15 protein-coding genes are annotated in these 18,985 nt (G+C 35.5%); 13 read left to right on the top strand and 2 right to left on the bottom strand.

Annotation, left to right across the window (positions count from 1 at the left end):
* Nucleotide 1: 1 nt before the first annotated feature.
* Together AB8M93_RS17265 and AB8M93_RS17260 are read right to left on the bottom strand one after the other, a co-directional pair.
* Nucleotides 2-1,102 carry a hypothetical protein gene (locus AB8M93_RS17265; protein ID WP_373060016.1) on the bottom strand — a complete coding sequence of 367 codons (1,101 nt, stop codon included), beginning with the start codon at nucleotides 1,100-1,102 and terminating at the stop codon, nucleotides 2-4.
* A complete protein-coding gene (locus tag AB8M93_RS17260) occupies nucleotides 1,099-1,575 on the bottom strand; it encodes a hypothetical protein (RefSeq protein ID WP_373060014.1) in 477 nt (158 codons plus the stop codon). The genes AB8M93_RS17265 and AB8M93_RS17260 overlap by 4 nt, the downstream gene beginning before the upstream one ends.
* A 477-nt stretch (nucleotides 1,576-2,052) precedes the next feature.
* On the opposite strand from AB8M93_RS17260, the gene AB8M93_RS17255 reads away from it, so the two are divergent.
* From AB8M93_RS17255 to AB8M93_RS17195, 13 genes are all read left to right on the top strand, one after another.
* Complete coding sequence (locus AB8M93_RS17255; protein WP_373060012.1) at nucleotides 2,053-2,340, top strand: hypothetical protein; 288 nt, start codon at nucleotides 2,053-2,055, stop codon at nucleotides 2,338-2,340.
* Nucleotides 2,340-2,624: a hypothetical protein gene (locus tag AB8M93_RS17250; protein ID WP_373060010.1), complete on the top strand. Its 285-nt coding sequence runs from the start codon at nucleotides 2,340-2,342 to the stop codon at nucleotides 2,622-2,624. Before AB8M93_RS17255 ends, AB8M93_RS17250 begins: the two co-directional genes overlap by 1 nt.
* Nucleotides 2,611-5,019: a TraG family conjugative transposon ATPase gene (locus AB8M93_RS17245; protein ID WP_373060008.1), complete on the top strand. Its 2,409-nt coding sequence runs from the start codon at nucleotides 2,611-2,613 to the stop codon at nucleotides 5,017-5,019. The genes AB8M93_RS17250 and AB8M93_RS17245 overlap by 14 nt, the downstream gene beginning before the upstream one ends.
* Nucleotide 5,020: 1 nt before the next feature.
* Nucleotides 5,021-5,590 carry a conjugal transfer protein gene (locus AB8M93_RS17240; RefSeq protein ID WP_373060006.1) on the top strand — a complete coding sequence of 190 codons (570 nt, stop codon included), beginning with the start codon at nucleotides 5,021-5,023 and terminating at the stop codon, nucleotides 5,588-5,590.
* Nucleotides 5,591-6,433 carry a hypothetical protein gene (locus tag AB8M93_RS17235; RefSeq protein ID WP_373060004.1) on the top strand — a complete coding sequence of 281 codons (843 nt, stop codon included), beginning with the start codon at nucleotides 5,591-5,593 and terminating at the stop codon, nucleotides 6,431-6,433.
* 54 nt (nucleotides 6,434-6,487) lie between these two features.
* On the top strand, nucleotides 6,488-7,102 hold the full coding sequence (locus AB8M93_RS17230) for a conjugal transfer protein TraK (protein ID WP_373060002.1): 615 nt from the start codon (nucleotides 6,488-6,490) through the stop codon (nucleotides 7,100-7,102).
* Nucleotides 7,089-8,027, top strand: a complete 939-nt coding sequence (gene traM / locus AB8M93_RS17225) for a conjugative transposon protein TraM (protein WP_373060000.1) — start codon at nucleotides 7,089-7,091, stop codon at nucleotides 8,025-8,027. Before AB8M93_RS17230 ends, traM begins: the two co-directional genes overlap by 14 nt.
* A gap of 94 nt (nucleotides 8,028-8,121) precedes the next feature.
* A complete protein-coding gene (locus tag AB8M93_RS17220) occupies nucleotides 8,122-8,991 on the top strand; it encodes a DUF4138 domain-containing protein (RefSeq protein ID WP_373059998.1) in 870 nt (289 codons plus the stop codon).
* Between the two features lie 6 nt (nucleotides 8,992-8,997).
* Complete coding sequence (locus AB8M93_RS17215; RefSeq protein ID WP_373059996.1) at nucleotides 8,998-9,360, top strand: Tim44 domain-containing protein; 363 nt, start codon at nucleotides 8,998-9,000, stop codon at nucleotides 9,358-9,360.
* Between the two features lie 180 nt (nucleotides 9,361-9,540).
* Nucleotides 9,541-12,876: a helicase-related protein gene (locus AB8M93_RS17210; RefSeq protein WP_373059994.1), complete on the top strand. Its 3,336-nt coding sequence runs from the start codon at nucleotides 9,541-9,543 to the stop codon at nucleotides 12,874-12,876.
* A gap of 1 nt (nucleotide 12,877) precedes the next feature.
* A complete protein-coding gene (locus AB8M93_RS17205) occupies nucleotides 12,878-16,498 on the top strand; it encodes an Eco57I restriction-modification methylase domain-containing protein (RefSeq protein WP_373059992.1) in 3,621 nt (1,206 codons plus the stop codon).
* Nucleotides 16,498-18,474 carry an AAA family ATPase gene (locus tag AB8M93_RS17200; RefSeq protein WP_373059990.1) on the top strand — a complete coding sequence of 659 codons (1,977 nt, stop codon included), beginning with the start codon at nucleotides 16,498-16,500 and terminating at the stop codon, nucleotides 18,472-18,474. Before AB8M93_RS17205 ends, AB8M93_RS17200 begins: the two co-directional genes overlap by 1 nt.
* The gene (locus AB8M93_RS17195) at nucleotides 18,471-18,950 is read left to right on the top strand and encodes an aspartate-ammonia lyase (RefSeq protein WP_373059988.1); all 480 of its coding nucleotides are present in this window, start codon (nucleotides 18,471-18,473) and stop codon (nucleotides 18,948-18,950) included. Before AB8M93_RS17200 ends, AB8M93_RS17195 begins: the two co-directional genes overlap by 4 nt.
* The last annotated feature ends 35 nt before the right edge of the window (nucleotides 18,951-18,985 follow it).

Raw genomic sequence — 18,985 nt, 5'->3', positions numbered from 1 at the left:
ATTATTTTATGTAAATAATATCTCCAGGGTTAAGAATTTTGAACGGAGGATAATATTGCTTTGTAATTTTAAAGGGATATATTGTTGACCCACTCAATACATTACAACGTGAGTAAACTTCTCCTTTTATTCTTTTTGACTTTTTGCCTATTGTTCTTCTGATTAAACTATTAGATAAATAATCATTTAAGAAAAGTTTTGAATAAGGGAGAACAAATTTCTTGTTTTTATAAATTACAGTTATTGTTGTAAAATAATCCGGAACGCCAAGTTGAACCATGATATTTTTAACTCCTGGTTTTCCGTTAAGTTTATTCAAATAAAATAAAGTTATTAGTCTTTCAGCTTCAAAATAGGAAGTACAATTTGAACCTCCACAAATTCCGTTATTTGTAACTTTTAACTTGTAAGAGTTATTTATTGCGTTAAACCAATTATTGGGATTGCTTATAGTGTTTTCATATTGAACATTCGGACTATTTTTTTCATAAAAAGGAGGCAAAGTAATCATGCCATCATTATCAATTAAACATGCTATATTAATTGATTTTTGTTCCCAAACGGTAAATGCTGTGTTGGCTTGAAACTCATAGTTTATTGTTAAGTTTATCTTTGTGTTAGGTTCAATGCAGTAAAATAAGAAAGGATCATAATCTATTTCTACTGATAAGCCATTCTGAACTAACAAGGATTTAAATCTTGAAAGTTTATTTCTAGCAGTACCACTACCCGGTACCCAGTTAATTGTGTCATTCTGCTGAAACTCAATCTTAATTTCGTTAGATAAAATTTGACTTAACAAAACCATTGTGCTTTTATTAATCAAATTGATATCATAATTCAAACCACTTGGATCCAAAGTAGTTTTTATATCAGTAGTGGAAAGATTGTTGCTAAATATCCTTATTCTGAAATTGTATTTACTGATATATGAGCTTGGCACAACATTTTTTAAATCTTCATCATATGCGTCCAATATTGACAACAAATTTGTGTCCGTTGATAATTCACTGGAAAATACATTTTCAAAAGACGTTTGCTCTTGTGAAAAACATTTTACGGATACAAAAATGAATGAAAATATAATTACAATTTTTTTCATGGTTTAGGATTTTGAGAGTTTGTGTTTAATGATATTGCTAAAACTCCAACAATTACCCCCAAAAGAGACTTAGTTAACTCAGGAATAAGAGGAACAATTTTATTGGTTTCAGTTATAAAATCTCTATGAGCCCAAACAATTGCCGCAGCAATAAGTGAAAGTATGTAGACATAACACGCAATTGTTTGAATGGCTGATGGAGATGGACTTGTAAATAAACTCAACGGATTCCATGATTTGGATTCCCTGAATTTAGAAGTTGGGTTCGATACTGTAATACCTAGTACGGCACCAAGATTAGTTGAAAGAACTGCTGCTATGCTTGTAACAGTGTTCGATAAAAACGCAGCAATTTCATAGTCATTGCCATGATGTGGCCAAGATTTCAAGCATGCTTGTGCTATTCCATAAACGAATGCTCCACATCCTATGAAGATTAGGAAGCCCAATAAGTAAGTGATTGGTTTGTTCATAATTTTTAAATTAAAATGTTTTAATTTATTTGTTTATTTTAAATTCATGCTGTGTCGTCTTTTAGGAATAAGGTAAAATGCTCATAAATTTAATTTTACTCTTTACGACAAAAAGCCAGTTTTGAATGAAGCCAGACCAAATTGTCTTTGTATAATTCAGATGTTTGAAACTTTTACACGATAACAACAGTTACCAGAAGAAGCTTCTTCCTCTGCTATTTTTCCATTTCAATTCATCTAAAATTTTATCCCAAAAACCCAAACCCGCCATTTCCTTCCCTCACTATCTCTCCTGCATTTCTAGTTATCAACAATAGGATTTAAAACTCAAGTGGAATTTGTTCTCATTTAAAATCAAATTCGAACAACTAAATATAAATAATATTTTATTCACAAAATACTGTACGTCAGAAAAATAGGGTTGATTTTGAGATAACTTTCCAAGAAACGAATTATTCATTTTTAATCCTATTCATTATGAAAAAATCAATCTACCCAACAATTGTTTTTTCGCTGTTTTCATTTCCGCTATTTGCACAGATTGGCGGAATTGAAAATTCCGTAAATGATATTGCGGATACCATCCGGACAATATTCCCCATTTTACTTGGGGTTATTTTCCTGGTAGGCTTCCTTTTTAACGCGGGGCACTTCTTTGGTGAGAACGCAGACCTTAAAAAAGGGATCACCCGGGTGCTGATCTTTGTCCTCATCGCAGGAGCAGTAGTGGGCATCTTCACCTACTTAATAGGTATTGTGGTATAATGAAACGCTTCGAGATCTATAGAAACATCAGGAAAAGGGCCATGATCTGGGGTTTACCGGTATCGCTCTTCGCTTTGATGATGATAGCAGTGGTAGGATCCCTGCTGGGGATCATCTTCTCCTTCAGTTTTGGAGTGGTTATCACTGCGCTTGCTTTCAACTGTTTGCTGTACATAGGGCTCACCCGTTTTGCCAGTCGGCCGCAGTTATTTCAGGTTGCAAGGGTATTTCCAGCTTCAATTAGTTCCAAACGTTTAAGCCAGTTGTATTATGAGCAAGATTAATCTCGCAGCTTCCCTTCCCATTGCAGATATCCAGGCTAATATCATCTTTGCCGGCAATGGCAATGTGGTATTAGCCTATGGAGCTGTGTTGCCTGAGATCTACTCATTATCTGAAAATGATTTTGAGGAGCTTCATGCTGCCTGGTTTCAATCGCTGAAATCCCTCCCCACAGGGACAGTAATTCATAAACAGGATATTTATCTTAAGCGGAATTATTCTTCAGAAAAGCTTCCGAATAAAACCTTCCTGGAAAAGGCCACCTGGTCCCACTTTAAAGGCAGGGAATATATGGAACATCGCAGTTATCTATTCTTTATCCTGACAAAGAATAAGTCCCTGAACAACCCTAAGTATGTGAATCCGTTTCAAAAGATCAGCAAGAAAATTACTGCTGACCTGGATGATAATATCAGAAGGTTTAAGAATGCCGTAAACGATGCTGTTTCTTTTATAAATAATAGTCGAAAACTGGAACTGGTTCCTATGGGGGAGGAAGAAATAAACGGGCTTACCACAGGTTATTTTAACGGCTTTAATGAAGGACTGGACACGAATATCCTTTTGGAGAAGAATGACATCAGTATTGGCGACCATCATTTTGATGTGCTGGCGGTAAACAGCGAATTGTGTTTTGGAGAGGGGGTACAGACCAGTAAAACCAATGACAGGTTTACTTCAGATGATTTTGTTTTTCAACAGGGATTTATAGATGGCCTGGGGCTGAATTTAAAGGAAAACCACATTATAAACCAGATCATTTACCTGGACGACAAGCAGAAATGGAGAAAGCTGTTAGATGCGAAAGTAGAGGAGCTGAATAAAAGTTCCAATTTCGGTTCGCAGAACAAAGTGGTGCTTAAGAAGATCCAGCACATCCTGGACCAGGTGAATTCCGATGAAACCTCCAGGATCATCAGGGGGCAATTGAATGTGATTTATTGGGACAGGGAAAAAGCCAGCCTATCGGTTACGGCTGCCAGGATCAAAAGCGAATTTAAGGAACTGGATATTGTTCCGTATTATCCGAAAGGGGAGGAGCGCAAGAATTACTTTTTGAACAGTTACTGCTGTTTTTCTTCCAATTTTTCCAATGAAGATCTTTATGTGACCGATCTAAAGCACGCCCTCTGCCTGCTTATTAATAACAGCAATTATAAGTCAGATCCCAAAGGAATTATTTTCAATGATCGTGAGCATAATATTCCGGTCTTAAAGGATGTGTGGGATGAAAAGAAAAGGAGGATCAAGGCCAGGAATTTTGCCATATTCGCCCCTACAGGAGAAGGTAAATCTTTCCTAGCCAACAATATTCTCCGGCAATATTTTGAGAGTGGCGTCCGCCTGGTGATTATTGATCTTGGTGGATCTTATACCAAGTTTGCAAAGCTTTATCAGAAGGAGCATACCATTCTGCGCTATGAGAACGGGAAATCGCTTGGAATTAATCCTTTTTATATTAGCAGCTGGGATGATCTTACTGCGGACCGGCTGGAGGACCTTTCGGAATTTCTGTTCGAATTGTTCGCTTCAGATCTAAAAGTGACCAAAGCCCAGTCTGTTTCGGTCAAAAAGATTCTACGGGATTATTACACAAATGTTCACGACAAACATTCTCTCCAAAGCTTCTATCGCTATGTGGAAAGGCATAGTCTTGATCTTCTGAACGATCTTAAGATACACCCCGATTACTTCAATATCAACAACTTCCTGCACATCATGTCTGAATACGTAGATAAAGGGATCTACAGTTTTCTTTTTGAAAGAGGGGAGGACCAGACTTATAAGATCGAGGATAAACGCCTTATCGTCTTTGAACTTGATGAAGTAAAGGATAATAAGGAGATCCTTTCCGTAATGCTGAAGCTGATTAAATCGGCTATACAGCGTACCATCTGGAGGAACAGGGCAGAGAAGGGGATTATCCTGTTTGACGAGTTTGCCAAGCAGCTGAAGTTTGAAAACGTGCTGGAAAGCGTGGAGTTTTATTACCAGGCCATCAGGAAGCAAAATGGAGCTATCGGGATCATCCTTCAATCCATAAACCAGCTACCTAACAATTCCACTTCAGCAAGTATTCTGGAAAATACCCAGGTGATCTATAGCCTGCACAACGAGAAAGGCTATGATGAACTTAAGAAGCGGCTCAACCTTTCCAGCCACGATCTTAATCAGCTGAAGTCCATAAAGAACAACTTCACCGGAGAAAGAAAATATACGGAGATCTTTATAAAGATTGGGAAGCAGAGCAATGTCTTTCGCCTGGAAGTTCCCAAAGAAGTGTATGCAGCCTACCTAACCGATGGAGCGGAAAACGACGCGATCATGGCACTCTATGATAAACACCAGGATATGGAGGAAGCCATTAGACAATTTACAGGTTCTAAAAAAATATAAAATGAAAACAAGAATTGCAATGCTTGCTCTGTTGCTCCTGTTGGGAGCGAAGGCAGGCGCACAGGGAATGCCCGTGTACGACAACACGAATTTTATAAGCCTTGCCAAGTCCTTGATCGAATCAGCTAAGCAGACCACGCAGCTGCTTAAAACAGTGGAATTTCTTAAAACACAAAAAGAGAATATTGAGCGGGTGAATAACGTCATCAGGCAGGTAAAGGCAGTGAGGGAACTTACCCGAAATAACCAGATACTGCTGGAAACTGTTCGGGATGATTTAAGGGATATTCTGAATTCCCCATACATCAAACAGGAAGAAGTAAACCGAATTTCAGCATCCTTTAATGCCATTATAGAAAACTCCCTGGAAGACCTGGATTTTATCGATAAGATTCTCACTAGTGACTATTTTAAAATGACTGATGCGGAAAGGGCACAGGTGCTCCGCGAAAGAGAACTGCAATCCCGCGAAATGGTGGCGGAAATCACCTTAAAGACAAAGCGCTACAACGACATCATTTCCTTCAGGGAGATGCAGGATAAGATCAATAACAGGGAAATTAAATATTAAATGGTAGCGGGTATCTTTTTAGGAATAGGCCTGGAATATGTGGACACCGTCTTCCAGGCTATTAAGGCCAGCAATTTTTCGCAGTACACCATTGCGGGAATGAAATCGCTCGCGGTACTATTTTTCCTGGTCAATATCCTCAAAAAATATACTGAAGGAGCGGCAGAAGTAGGAGGGCATACCTGGGGACTGAGTCCGGGAGAACTGATCAAGAACTTTGTGATTGTGCTCCTGGTGATTTTTTCCACCCAGATCCTAAATTTTTTTGACGCAATACTGGTGAGCATAGAAACGGATTATAAAGACACGGCCCCAGCGCTTATTCCGCTTCAGCTGCAGGATATTGATATCGAACAGGAAGTGGGCGCGCTGGAAGTAGCCAAAAAAGCAATGGCTTTATTATACGAAGCACTTGTGACACCACTATACCCGGTGAAGGTGATCTCCTTTGTAGTGGGATTGTTTTTATGGGTGCTGGATCTGTTTATCTACCCGCTTTTCCTGGCAGAAAGATTTTTCCTGTTGGGAATTATGCAGGCCTTCTTTCCCCTGGTATTAAGCCTGGCGGTATTTGAGAAATTCAGGAGTATGGCCTATTCCTTTTTTAGATTGTACGCGGCGGTTTATATGCTCGTACCTGCATTCTTCCTGGTGAATGTTTTTGTCAATAATTTGTATGCAGAGATCAATACTAATTTCTGGTCAAATCTCCTGGGAACATCAACCGATAATAATATCATCCGCATCATTGTAGAAGCAGGCTCTATCGCATTTATCGTCTTCCTGAAATTCAAACTGTACTCCCGTGCCACCTCTTTTACGATCAGGTTATTTACGGGATAAGTTATACAGCTTTTTCCGAAGAATTTTTTGATCCAATCATTTAAAAATTAAATTATGAACACACCTTACCAGAATATATACAATGTTTTAAAGATCAACAGGTTTATTGTCCTTACCGCCGTTTGCGGGGCAGTGATCTCCAGCATCTTCTTTGGCTGGATGGTTTTTGATATACATCGCTCTGCTTTAAACAATTCCTTCGCCATCAATACCGATGGCAGCGTAATTCCGCTAAAATGGGTCACCCAAAAAGAAAATCTTGAGGTGGAAGCCCTGGCCCACCTGGAACTGTTCCATACCTACTTCTATAATATCGATGCCAGTAATTATGAGCGCAACCTGGAAAAGGCGCTTTGGCTTGGCGACAGCTCTATAGATAATCTTTACAGGCAAAAGAAGGCAGACGGGGTTTATAACCGGCTGCTACAATACTCCCTGGTTCAGAAAGTAAAGAGTATTGAATCTGAAGTCAACATTGAGCAGGAGCCATACAGTTTTAGGACGCGGACCGTCTTTGAAATCAACCGCGGAAAAATTGTGGATACTTATGAACTGATCTCTTCCGGGAACCTGATAAATGTAGACAGGAATTTTCCCAACAACACCCACGGGTTGTTGATCACCAATTATTTTGAAAACACCTTAAAAAAATTAAATGATGAAAATTGACAAAAAGAAAGTCGTCTTTGGCTCTGTGCTGGCCCTGATTTTAATATTCATAGCGGTCTACAGCATGCTCATCCTGGGAGAGGATGAAGAGGAATCGCCCCAGTTGAAGCAAACCCTGGTTCCCGAACTGCAACAGGAACAGGAAGATTTTAAGTCCAGGCTGGATGCGGTAAATGCTTTAAAGGAGGTGCGGGAAACCACTACGCCCAGTATCTATGATGAAAAGTTCCTGGATTCCATGGGCTATTACGATCCTGAACTTCCGGAGCGGCAAAAGGGAGAAATGTTGGACAGTATTTACAGGAGTTCCGGCAGCCATTATGCAGAATATGATTTTCAGAATGATTTTTATGAGGAGGAAAGTTATGATCCTGAAGAGAACCAAGTGGAACAGCAGGAACCAGTTTCCACCGCTGTAGCTGCAAAGGAAATGGGCCTGGAACACCAGCTTTTTTATGCTTCCAACCCGGAAGTCAATCCCATTATTCCCTCAGCAGGCAATACAGAGGAAGAAATTTTAGTGGAAGTGGATGGCGACCAGGTGGTGCAGGCAGGTTACCGGCTCCGGATGAGGCTGAGTGAAGAGGCCACCCTCAATAATATCCCAGTTCCCGCTAATACTCCCGTTTATGGCTTTATCAGGTTTCAGCCGAACAGGGCATTGATCGAAATAGAGAATATTGCGCATCATCCGGTGAAGTTAAAAGCTTATGATCTGCAGGATGGTAGTGAAGGCATTTATGTTGAAAACAATATTCGTGCAGATGCCAGTAAGGAAGTGATTGATGATATTATCCAGGACATCAATGTTGCCGGGATTCCCCAAATAGGAGGAATTAAACAGTTGTTCCAGAGAAACAACAGGAACGTAAAGGTGCAGGTGACCAATAATTACAAACTTATATTAAAGTCCGTAAGGCAATAGAAATTATGAAATGAGCATATTGAGAATTCGATACAATCACGAATAAAGATGTGTGAATTGTATATGAACATTAAAAAACAAATATTATCTACATATGAAAAAGCAAGTTTTGATTTTCGGATTAATGATGGCCGCTTTTACCAGATTAGCAGCCCAGGAAGAACTATCTTTTCCTAAAGAATTGGATACGATCTACGCCAATGATAAAATGAATGTTGCCCTATTTTTTCCTGATCCTATCCGCCAGGGAATTGCGGGTGCCGAGAATTTTGTTTTCACCTATAACAGGGAGAAAGAACAGCACCTGGGCTTGCTGCAGGCAAAGCCGGGGGAAGAAAGTAATTTACTAGTGATCAGTACAACAGGTTCGGTTTTTTCGTATATTGTAGAGTATTCAGAGAAGCTTGAAAAGCTTAATTATTTTATAGCAGAATCCGGTAAGATTGGGGACGAAGATCCTCGTTCTTCCGGGGAATATAAAAAAGGCGATACGTTAATTTCAGATTCTACAACTGAAGAAGTATTGGCCGATAAAGAAACTTACTATAAGAATTTTAGTTCCTATTTATTGCAAAGTAAACAGCACCTTGGAAATTTAAAGAAAAGCCAGGATGGGGTACAGCTGAAAGTCGAAAATATAGTTTTCCATGATTCTAAACTGTATTTCGTAATGGAGATTGACAATGGCTCGCCCATAGATTATGAGCCTGCTTTCCTGAATGTCTCTGTGGAGACCAGGAAGAAGTTAAGAAAGAAGTCAGTCCAGAAGCTGCCGATGGAAGCTGTTTATAAATACCTGTTGCCGGAAATAATTCCGCAGGAAAAGAGCAGCCGGTTTGTTTATGTGCTGCCAAAGTTCTCCATTGCCGAAGATAAGGTGGTGGTAATCGACCTGAAGGAAGAGCATGGGGAACGGGATATTAAACTTAAAATTAAAAAGCGATTTATAAATAACCCTAATTGATATGTTATGAAAAAGCTTATTCTATTACCGACGCTAATCCTCTTCCTGGCCTGTGCCGAAACTGGTAAATCCTATACAGAAACTGCGCAGATCGTGGTAGAGAGTTTTTATAACAAGGATCTTAAAACCCTTAAAAAATACACCACCGAGCAGAGCTACCAGGCATTTGTAGCTGTACAGGATATGTTTGCCACTCCTGAGGCTGCCGATTCTGATTTTAAAGTTTTACAGGAACAGGAGGATGGGGAGATCGCCTGGGTTAAATTCACCACGGCCTACGAGGAAAAACCCGAAACTTTTAAGCTAGTAAAGGAAAATGACCAATGGAAAGTCACTGAGATTGGAATCCGGGAGAAGGGGCCGTTTTAAAATAAATCTTTTAATTTGAGCGATTATGAATTTTCTACAGGGAAGTTCTTCATTGTTTGAGGTTCCATTTTTGAAGTCATAGAAGTTTATAACATGCGCATTTCAAATTGAAAATATATTGATACTTGCTACTGAAGGAAAATACATTTTTTATATTTACCATTCCTTTAACAAGTTGTAATGTCCAGTAAATTTTTTACTAATAATCATAATAACAGTCTCTTTCATAAATTCAAAGGAGTTTTTGAAAATCAGAATATTCACCATTTTGACGCTTTAGTAGGTTACTTTAGAGCTTCGGGATATTTTAAAATTCGACCTTTTCTAGACAAAGTACCAGAAATAAGAATTTTGGTGGGAATAAATGTTGACGCTCTTATAAATGAAGCGCAAAAAAAAGGTCAATTATATTTAGAGGATACGAATCTCACAAAAGAAGAGTATTTGAATTTTGTGATGAAGGATATTTCCAAAGCAGATTACAATGAAGAGATAGAAAAGGGTATTCTGCAATTTATTGATGACATTATATCAAAGAAAGTTATAGTTAGGGCTCACGGTAAAAGAAATTTACACGCCAAAATTTATATTTTTCGTCCAAAACCATTTAATCATCATACACACGGAAGCGTTATAACCGGTTCGTCAAACCTTACTGATGCTGGTTTAGGAAGTAGAGAGGATTCCTCAAACTATGAATTCAATGTTTTGCTCAAGGATTATGAAGATGTGGTGTTTGCTACAGAAGAATTTGAAGATTTATGGGAGGAATCTACAGAACTATTACCAGTAGATTTAAAAGGGTTAAAAAAGAATACATATTTAAATGACGATATAACCCCTTATGAGTTATATATTAAAATGCTTATTGAATATTTTGGCGATGCTGTAATTCGAGATAAAATATCAGGTAAAGATCTTCCAGAAGGATATACGAATTTACAATACCAAGCTGATGCTGTAGTAGAAGGATTTGACAAATTGATGAAGCATAACGGATTCATTCTGGCCGACGTTGTTGGTTTAGGTAAAACTGTTGTGGCTGCCAGAATTATAAAAAAGTACATCGAAAAAAACGGTTATAACACTAAGGTTTTGGTGGTATATCCTAATGCCTTGGAAGCTAACTGGAAAAATACAATTAAAGATTTTGCCATTTCCAACTATGTACAATTTATCACTGTTGGGAGTCTGCATAAAATTATTGATGGCGAGAATATTAATTATAACAACCCTGAAAATTATGACTTAATTGTAGTAGACGAGTCCCATAAATTTAGATCTGCTACTTCAAATATGTATGGTTTGTTAGAGCTAATATGTAAAACCCCGCGCATTTCAGTTGGTAATGATATAAATAGAAAAAAGAAAGTGATGCTGATTTCAGCAACACCTTTAAATAATAAACCTGAAGATATAGCTAACCAGGTTTATTTGTTTCAGGATTCTCGAAAATCAACTATTGAGGGAGTTCCCAACTTACAATCCTTTTTTTCACCCAAAATAGAAGCCTATAAAAAACTTTATCAAATTAAGGATCACAAAGAGCTTATTCAAAAGGTTAAAGATATTTATTTGCCTATTCGAGATAAGATTTTCACCGAATTAGTTATCCGTAGAACAAGGGCTGATATTCAAAATATAAAACGATATAAAGAAGATGTAGATGCGCAGGGAATGGCATTCCCTGATATCAGGCAGCCAATAAAGGTAGAATATGCTTTTAATAAAAACTTGAATGATCTTTTTTATGAAACTGTCTTTAGTCTTATTGACGAATTAGGCTATTATAGGTATAGGGCGATTGAATTTATTGATGAAGAATATTCAGATATTTATGATAATGCAACCTTGATATCAAGGCAGCTGGCAATGATAATGAAGACTCAAATGGTAAAACGTTTGGAAAGTAGTTTCTATGCTTTTAAAACTTCATTGTCGAGGCTACAGGCCTCCAATCAAAGGATGATTGAAATGTTTGAAAATGATAAAGTTTTTGTGGCTCCAGATCTAGATTTAAATAAATTCTATGATGAGGGGAAGGAAGATGAGATTGAAGAAAAGATTAATGAATTAAATGAGCAGTCACCCAATAATGCAATTTATAAATCAAATGATTTTTCACCTGAATTAATAGAGGGTTTGAAAAAAGATCAAAAAATAATTGACGATCTTTTTCAGAAATGGGAATCTGTGAAAGAAGACCCAAAGATTAAGAAGTTTATTAAGGATCTTAATTCAGTCTTTTTTTCAGATGGAAATATGGAAAAAAAACTGGTTATCTTTTCGGAATCTAAAGAGACTGTAAATTACTTAGCGGAGTCTTTAGAAAAAGAAGGCAGAAAGGATGTTCTTTCAATTAGTGCCACCAATGTTAAAAAACGCTTTAATACAATTCGTAAAAATTTTGACGCTAATTATCCCGGAAAAAAAGAAAATAATTATAACATAATAATTACCACAGAGGTTCTAGCAGAAGGGATTAACCTTCACCGCAGTAATGTGATTTTAAATTATGATATTCCTTGGAATGCAACAAGATTAATGCAACGTATCGGACGTGTGAATCGAATTGGAACAAAAGCTAAGGAAATCTTGATTTACAACTTTTATCCTACAGCACAATCAAATGCTCTAATTAAATTAAATGAAAAAGCTCTTAAAAAGTTGCAGGGCTTCCATTCAGCTTTTGGAGAAGACAGTAAAATTTATTCAGAACAGGAAGAAATCATCAAAAATACTTTAGGAGATTTACAACCCAAGGAAGAAATTGATGAGCGCCTTCAGTATTTAGAAATAGTGAGGGAGTTATATTTGAATGAGACCAAAGAATATATACGATTAAGAGATCTTCCGGTAAAAAGTCGAGTAGGACGAAAGGCTTGTTTAAAACATAAGATAGCGAAAGATGTTATTTCTAACTCTTTGGAAAAAGGAACTTTGTGTTATTTGAGAAATAAAATAAAGGAAAGTTTTTATGTGTGTAATGAAAGCGAATGCGTTGAAATTACCTTTATACAGGCTGTAAAGTTATTTGAAGCCGAGAAGAGGGAAAAATCTACCTTACTTGTGGAAGGACATTTTAATGCAGTGAATAATGCTATAAAACATTTCAAAACTGTCTATAATTCTATGTTTTCAATGGAAGAGTATGACACAACAAATTTATCAGTTCAGGAAAGAAATTCAGTAATGTTTTTAAAGGCAATTATAGACTTAAAAAAATCTTTCCCAAATGAAATCTCTGATCAATTTGAAGAATTATTAAACACTTCCCTCAAAATAATATATATGGGAGTGTTCAGGAAATTTAGAAATGAGTTATCAGCATTGGCAAGGAGACAAAAAAAGCGTAAAATGCCTTTACCTAAGATCATTAGTGAGTTAAATACATTGATGAACAAATATCCTATCAAACAGATTGCACGAATGGATGCTTTACGTTGGGAGGAGGAAAAAGAAAGCAAACGACAATTTGAAGATCCCAAAATTGTCATAACAGAGACCTTCGCATAATATGAATAGAGATAAACTCAAATCAATTTTACAAAGCGGTTATAAAAGAGAGGATTGGAGGAATGTCCTTTCTTTTTTGTCTGGAAATAAAGATCTATTAAAACAGCGTTTAGAACCAAAGGAAATCGTCCTTGGTACTCAAAAAGCTTCTAAAATTGTTAAAGAACTATATGAGCTGGGTACACTTACTACTACAGATGGAGTTCAGTTGCCGATATTTGAAATCGAACTTCATAATAACATTAAAATAGAATATAATAAGGTTGGGGTTAACCCATTAATAAAGGATTATATTCTTAGAGATGCTGGTAAAGGAGCTATTGCAACTTTTCATTATTCAGACGACAGTCATCAGGAATGGAGGTTTTCTTTCATTAGTAAATTCGGAGGCAGTGAGTTCTTTGAAGAAGTAGAAGACGTTGAGACTAATCCAAAAAAATTCACATACATATTCGGAACTCCTGAGGAACATCGAACAGCTCTGGATAGATTATATAATCTGGAACAATCTACGTTTAAACTTGAAGATTTCTTTGAAGCTTTTAATGTGGAACCGGTTTCGAATAGTTTCTTTAAGGAGTACAAAAACTTCTATGTTGACTTTGTAAATTACATATCACAAGATGAGTCTTCCAGAAGAATTTTTGAAGAAGAAAAATCAGATGATTTAGAAAAGGATATAAGGAATTTTGTAAAACGTTTATTAGGACGTATTGTATTTTTATATTTCTTACAAAAGAAACACTGGCTGGGAGCGTCTAATACAGATTATGTGGATGGAGATACTAACTTTCTTGCTAAACTTTTCGAGGCAGATAAAGAAAATTTTTACACCAAATGGTTAAGTAAATTATTTTTTAGTGCTCTTAATACCCCTAACCGATCTAATGATGGATTTTTAATGCCTGATGGTGAGAATCTCTGCATTCCATTTTTGAATGGAGGGTTATTTGAAGAAAATCAGGAACCAAAGCGCCATCGGGAATTAAGATTGCCTTACTATTTATTTGAAGAGTTATTTTCATTTTTTAATGGTTATAATTTTACTATCTATGAAAATAGCCCTGAAGATCATACGGTAGCTGTTGACCCTGAGATGCTCGGTAATATCTTTGAAAATCTTCTGGAAGATAATAATGATAAAGGAACTTTTTACACTCCAAAAGAGATTGTTCATTATATGACTCAGGAGAGTTTAATTGAGTATCTAAGTACTCATTTAAGTAGAACGAAAGAAGAAGTGGAAAACCTGGTTAGAAATCAGGTGTTAGGTAATATTTCCAGGGAAGATTTAATGATTATCGAATCATTAATAGATAAAGTAAAGATATGTGATCCTGCTATTGGTTCAGGAGCCTTTCCAATGGGTTTATTGCAGGAAATTTTTAATCTAAAAGCGTTTTTACATTATGAACTAGGATATGACGAATGGAATCCGGCTAAAATTAAACAGGATATTATTCAAAATTCAATCTATGGGGTTGACATAGAAGAAGGAGCGGTTGATATTGCAAGACTTCGTTTCTGGTTATCATTGGTAGTTGATGAGGATAAACCACAACCCTTACCAAACCTTGATTATAAGATAATGCAAGGTAATAGTGTAGTGGAAAGCTTCAAGGGTATCGATTTAAGCAATGTTTCTCAGGGTAAAAATGTGAAAATTGCTGAGCTAGACAGAGACCTATTTGGTAATATTAAAAGTGATCAAATCAATTTAACATTTGATAAAGTAGGAGTTGCAAACAGCATAGAAAAGAAAACCCGAAAGTATTTTACTGCTTCCGTCGATCAAAAACCAATTCTTAAAAAGCAAATAAATGATTTAGTTCTGGAGTTTATAGAATACAATATCGAATTACGACAAAACCAAATAGATCGGTTTATTGATCAGATTGAGCGGGAAAATAAAGATGAGTCCAAAAGAACTAAAAAGCAAAATAAAAAATATAATGAATGGCTCTCAATTCGAGACGAATTAATTAAAAATAAGGCAGAATTAAAGGAGCTGCAGTATAAAGAAGAGAAACCATTCTTTCTCTGGCATTTATTTTTTGCAGATGTTTTTAAAGAGGGTGGTTTTGATATTATTATTGGTAATCCGCCATATATTAAAGAATATACAAATAGAAATGCCTTTGATGAATTCAGAAATACGGAATATTACCAAGGAAAGATGGATCTATGGTATGGTTTCGCCTGTAAGGGTCTGGATTGGCTGAAAGATGGAGGAGTAGAATGTTTTATTGCTCAAAACAATTGGATTACAAGCGCTGGGGCTTCAATTCTGAGAAACGAAATTCTTAGTCATTCTGAAATTAAAACTTTCATTGATTTTGGAGACTATAAAGTCTTTCAATCAGCGGGTATTCAAACTATGATTTACCTCATTCAAAAAAAGAACCAGCCTTCAAATGAATATAATGTACTTTATGGTGCCCTAAAATCTTCTAAAATTGATAGTATAGAACTTTCCGACTTTTTACAAAGTAAAAAGTCAGAAAGTGAATATTTTGAGAAATATACTCAACCTTTCAAGCCAGAAAAGCTATTAAATAGTTATATAAACTTCTATACTCCTGCTGTTAGAAAAATACTTCAAAAAATAAGAGATCTGTGTTCACTTAAATTGCAGCCTAATGAAGCAACTAACGGTATTCATACTCATCACGATTATTTGTCTAAAGCTATGTTGAAAAAATTGGATAGCAATTTTAAAGTTGGGGATGGGATATTTGCGTTATCAACTGAAGAACTTGAAAATTTAAATTTATCTACTGACGAAAAAGAATTAATAAAACCGTACTATTCAAAAACTAAAAAAGTTAATAGGTATTTTCTCGATTCTAAAAATGATGAGTGGGTTATATATACTTCTTCAGATTTTAAAGATCCAAATTCATTAGACGGATATCCAAACCTCAAAAAACATTTGGATAGATTTAAAGAGGTAATTACTTCTGATAATAAACCTTATGGTTTGCACCGAACGAGAAAAGAAAGCTTTTTTTTAAACGAAAAGATAGTCGCTACTCGAAAATGTCTTACTCCTACATTCACTTATTCAAAAGAACCGAATTATTTTTCAGCTGCATTTTACATTATTAATTCCGATAGAATTAACCTGAAGTATTTAACAACTTTTCTAAATTCTAAATTAATTTCATTTTGGCTGAAGTATGAAGGCAAACTTCAAGGGAATAATTTTCAGGTAGATAAGGAGCCATTAATGAATATCCCTATTCACAAGCCTGATAATTACAGTCCTTTTATTGAGCTTTTTGATGTTGTTCATTTCATTTATTGCAGTAAGGGAAGTATTATAGACAAGATTGGAAATGATCAATTAGCCCAATTTTTTGAAGAGGTAATTGATGGGTGTTTCTTTGAAATTTATTTTAAGGAAGAAATGCTTGAAAGAAACCTTGTTGTAATCGATATGGTAATTAATGAACTACAAAGCGTTAAGCTATCTAAGGAATTTGAAAATGAAAAACTTGAAGATATGAATTCAAGAATTAAGCTTCTTTATAATAATATGAAATTAGGAGAGGTTCAAAAACGAATCCAGATGTTCTCTATAAAAAGTCCCAAAACTCTTAAACCTATTTTGGAAAGCTAATGAGTTTTATTGATTTATTAAAAATAAAAAACTTTAAAGCGTTTAATGAAGAGTTTACCATAGAAATAGGAGGTCGACATTTACTTTTATATGGCGAAAATGGAAGTGGTAAAAGCTCTATTTATTGGTCTCTTTATACCCTTCTCCAAAGTACTACAAAAAGGGAAGAAGAAATTGAGAAATACTTTGATAGAAATAATAGTGAAAACCTTCTGAATATTTTCTCTGGATCCGATGATTCATTTATTAAGATCTCTGCAATTGACGAGGTAAACACCTTTCATAGTATCGGAAAGAATGGTTACTCATTAGAGGGCACAACGATCCGACAATATGATTACTTAGAAGCACTTAATAGTTCCAGTGATTTTATTGCTCATAGGTTGCTAATCAACTTTTATAACTTTAGAAATTCAAAAGAAATAAACTTATGGGAGGTGTTTGTTAGGGATATTTTTCCATTTCTTACTACTACTCATAATACTCGAAAGTTGACACTATCTCAACTCTTTAAAGAAATAAAAGAGACCTTACCCTTCTGGAGTTTCAGTCAGCTTCGTAAGACATTTAAAGTCAGACAGAAAAATCATCACCAACGAAATGCCACTAATGACCGTATTAATTCTCTGAATCGGGCATTGAAATCCGAATTAGCAACTATTAATAACCTGGTCAACAAATTTTATGAGGATCATTTCAAGGAAGATTATGAAGAGAAAATTGAGATCAGCCTTGAATATTCTGTCGAATTGAAATTTGGAGAGGTAACTCAATCAGAAGAAAGAGGAGGAGTAAAATATTTTTTTCCTTCCAAAAAGCATATTGTACTTAACAGTCCCTTTATAAGTTTAAATATAAAAAATCAAAAAGAGGATGGTACTTGGCATAATATACAGAGGCCGCAATCTTACTTTAATGAAGCTAAACTTACCCAAATAGCGTTAAGCATAAGATTTGCTTTAACGGAACAAAGAATGGGAACTTTTCCAGAGCAATTTTTAGCTTTAGATGATTTGCTAGTGAGCCTGGATATGAGCAATCGTGATAAAGTATTGGATATTCTATTAGGCAAATTTGCAAGTGAATATAAAATATATCTTTTCACCCACGAAAAATCTTTTTTTGAATTTTGTTTGTATAAAATTCAGCAATACAATCAAAAAAAGGAATGGAGTATACAGGAAATATATGAATCTGAAGGAAACGGATCACAGCCTACCCTTGTTAAAAGCGAATATGATAATTATGAGAAAGCAAAAAAGTATTTTAAAGCAAAAGATTATGTAACTACGTCACTTTATTTGAGAAAAGAGTTCGAGAAAGTAGTGAAAGAGAGATTGCCTATAGAATATACTAAAGTGATAGAGGGGAAGCCTCCTAATTTAGCTTATTACTGGGCGGAGTTTCGAAAACATTTTATGGCATTAGGAATCGATATGGATGTCTTAAATCCAGAGATGAATGATCACTTTGAACAGTCTAAAACTTTTATTTTAAACCGGCAGGCTCATCATAATTTGTCGGAACCTGTTTATACGATAGAACTTAAGAAGGTGTTTGATTTAATAGATGAGATTAAAAGTTTCTTTCCTATTCCTGAAACCACTATTCTATTGAGTAAAGGAATGATTTTGAAATTCTCACATCCTGATGAAAATTATACTATAGAATTTAAGCTGGTAAACGATTGGAAATTAGATAAAATTGAAGGAAGTATAGATTATAATATTCCAAAATGTGAAATTAAAACTTGGCAATACAACGATGTTGAGTTCTGGGATTTTAAAAAAGAAGAAAAAATGGATAAAACTCCGCCACCCACCGAGAACAAACTTGATTATATAAGAGATAATCTTGTAGCTAATAATTTTGTTCCACTTAATATCACTGATAAAATGTTCTTCGAAAATACGTCGGTCCATAACGGCCTATGTTCCTTAAAACAACTTATGGATAGCTATAAAGTTACATTATGAGTTACAATTACAATTTGACTGGCACTGCAGGTGAATACTTTGTATGTTCTGAATTAAGTCAAAGAGACATACTGCCTCTTTTAACCCCAAAAAATAATCCATTATTTGATATTATTGCTACCAATCAGGATGGCTCAAGATATGTGGCAATTCAGGTTAAAACTATGGGGCACGGTAATAAACAGGGCTGGAAATTAAATAAGCAGATCCAGGTATATAAAAATAATCCCAATCTTTTTTTGGTTCTGGTTAACTTAACAGAGGGTGGAAACAGTGATTTCTATGTTTATCAATATGACAAGTTTGTTGAGAAGGTTAATTGTACCTATCAGGCCTATATAGATAAGCCTCACCATATTACAGGTAAGCCAAAAAAAGAAGTGAATTTTAGATGGTATAACTTTGCAGATTTTGCTCCTGATGATTTTGAAAGAAAAAATGATTGGGCGCCAATAATTGAGAATTTAGCGGGTTGAACTTAGCAAGAAAATAAAATGTATTATTCCTTACT

Source organism: Autumnicola aciditolerans, from assembly GCF_041679265.1.
Taxonomy (GTDB): Bacteria; Bacteroidota; Bacteroidia; order Flavobacteriales; family Flavobacteriaceae; genus Autumnicola.
This window is presented reverse-complemented; position numbering and strand designations above follow the sequence as displayed.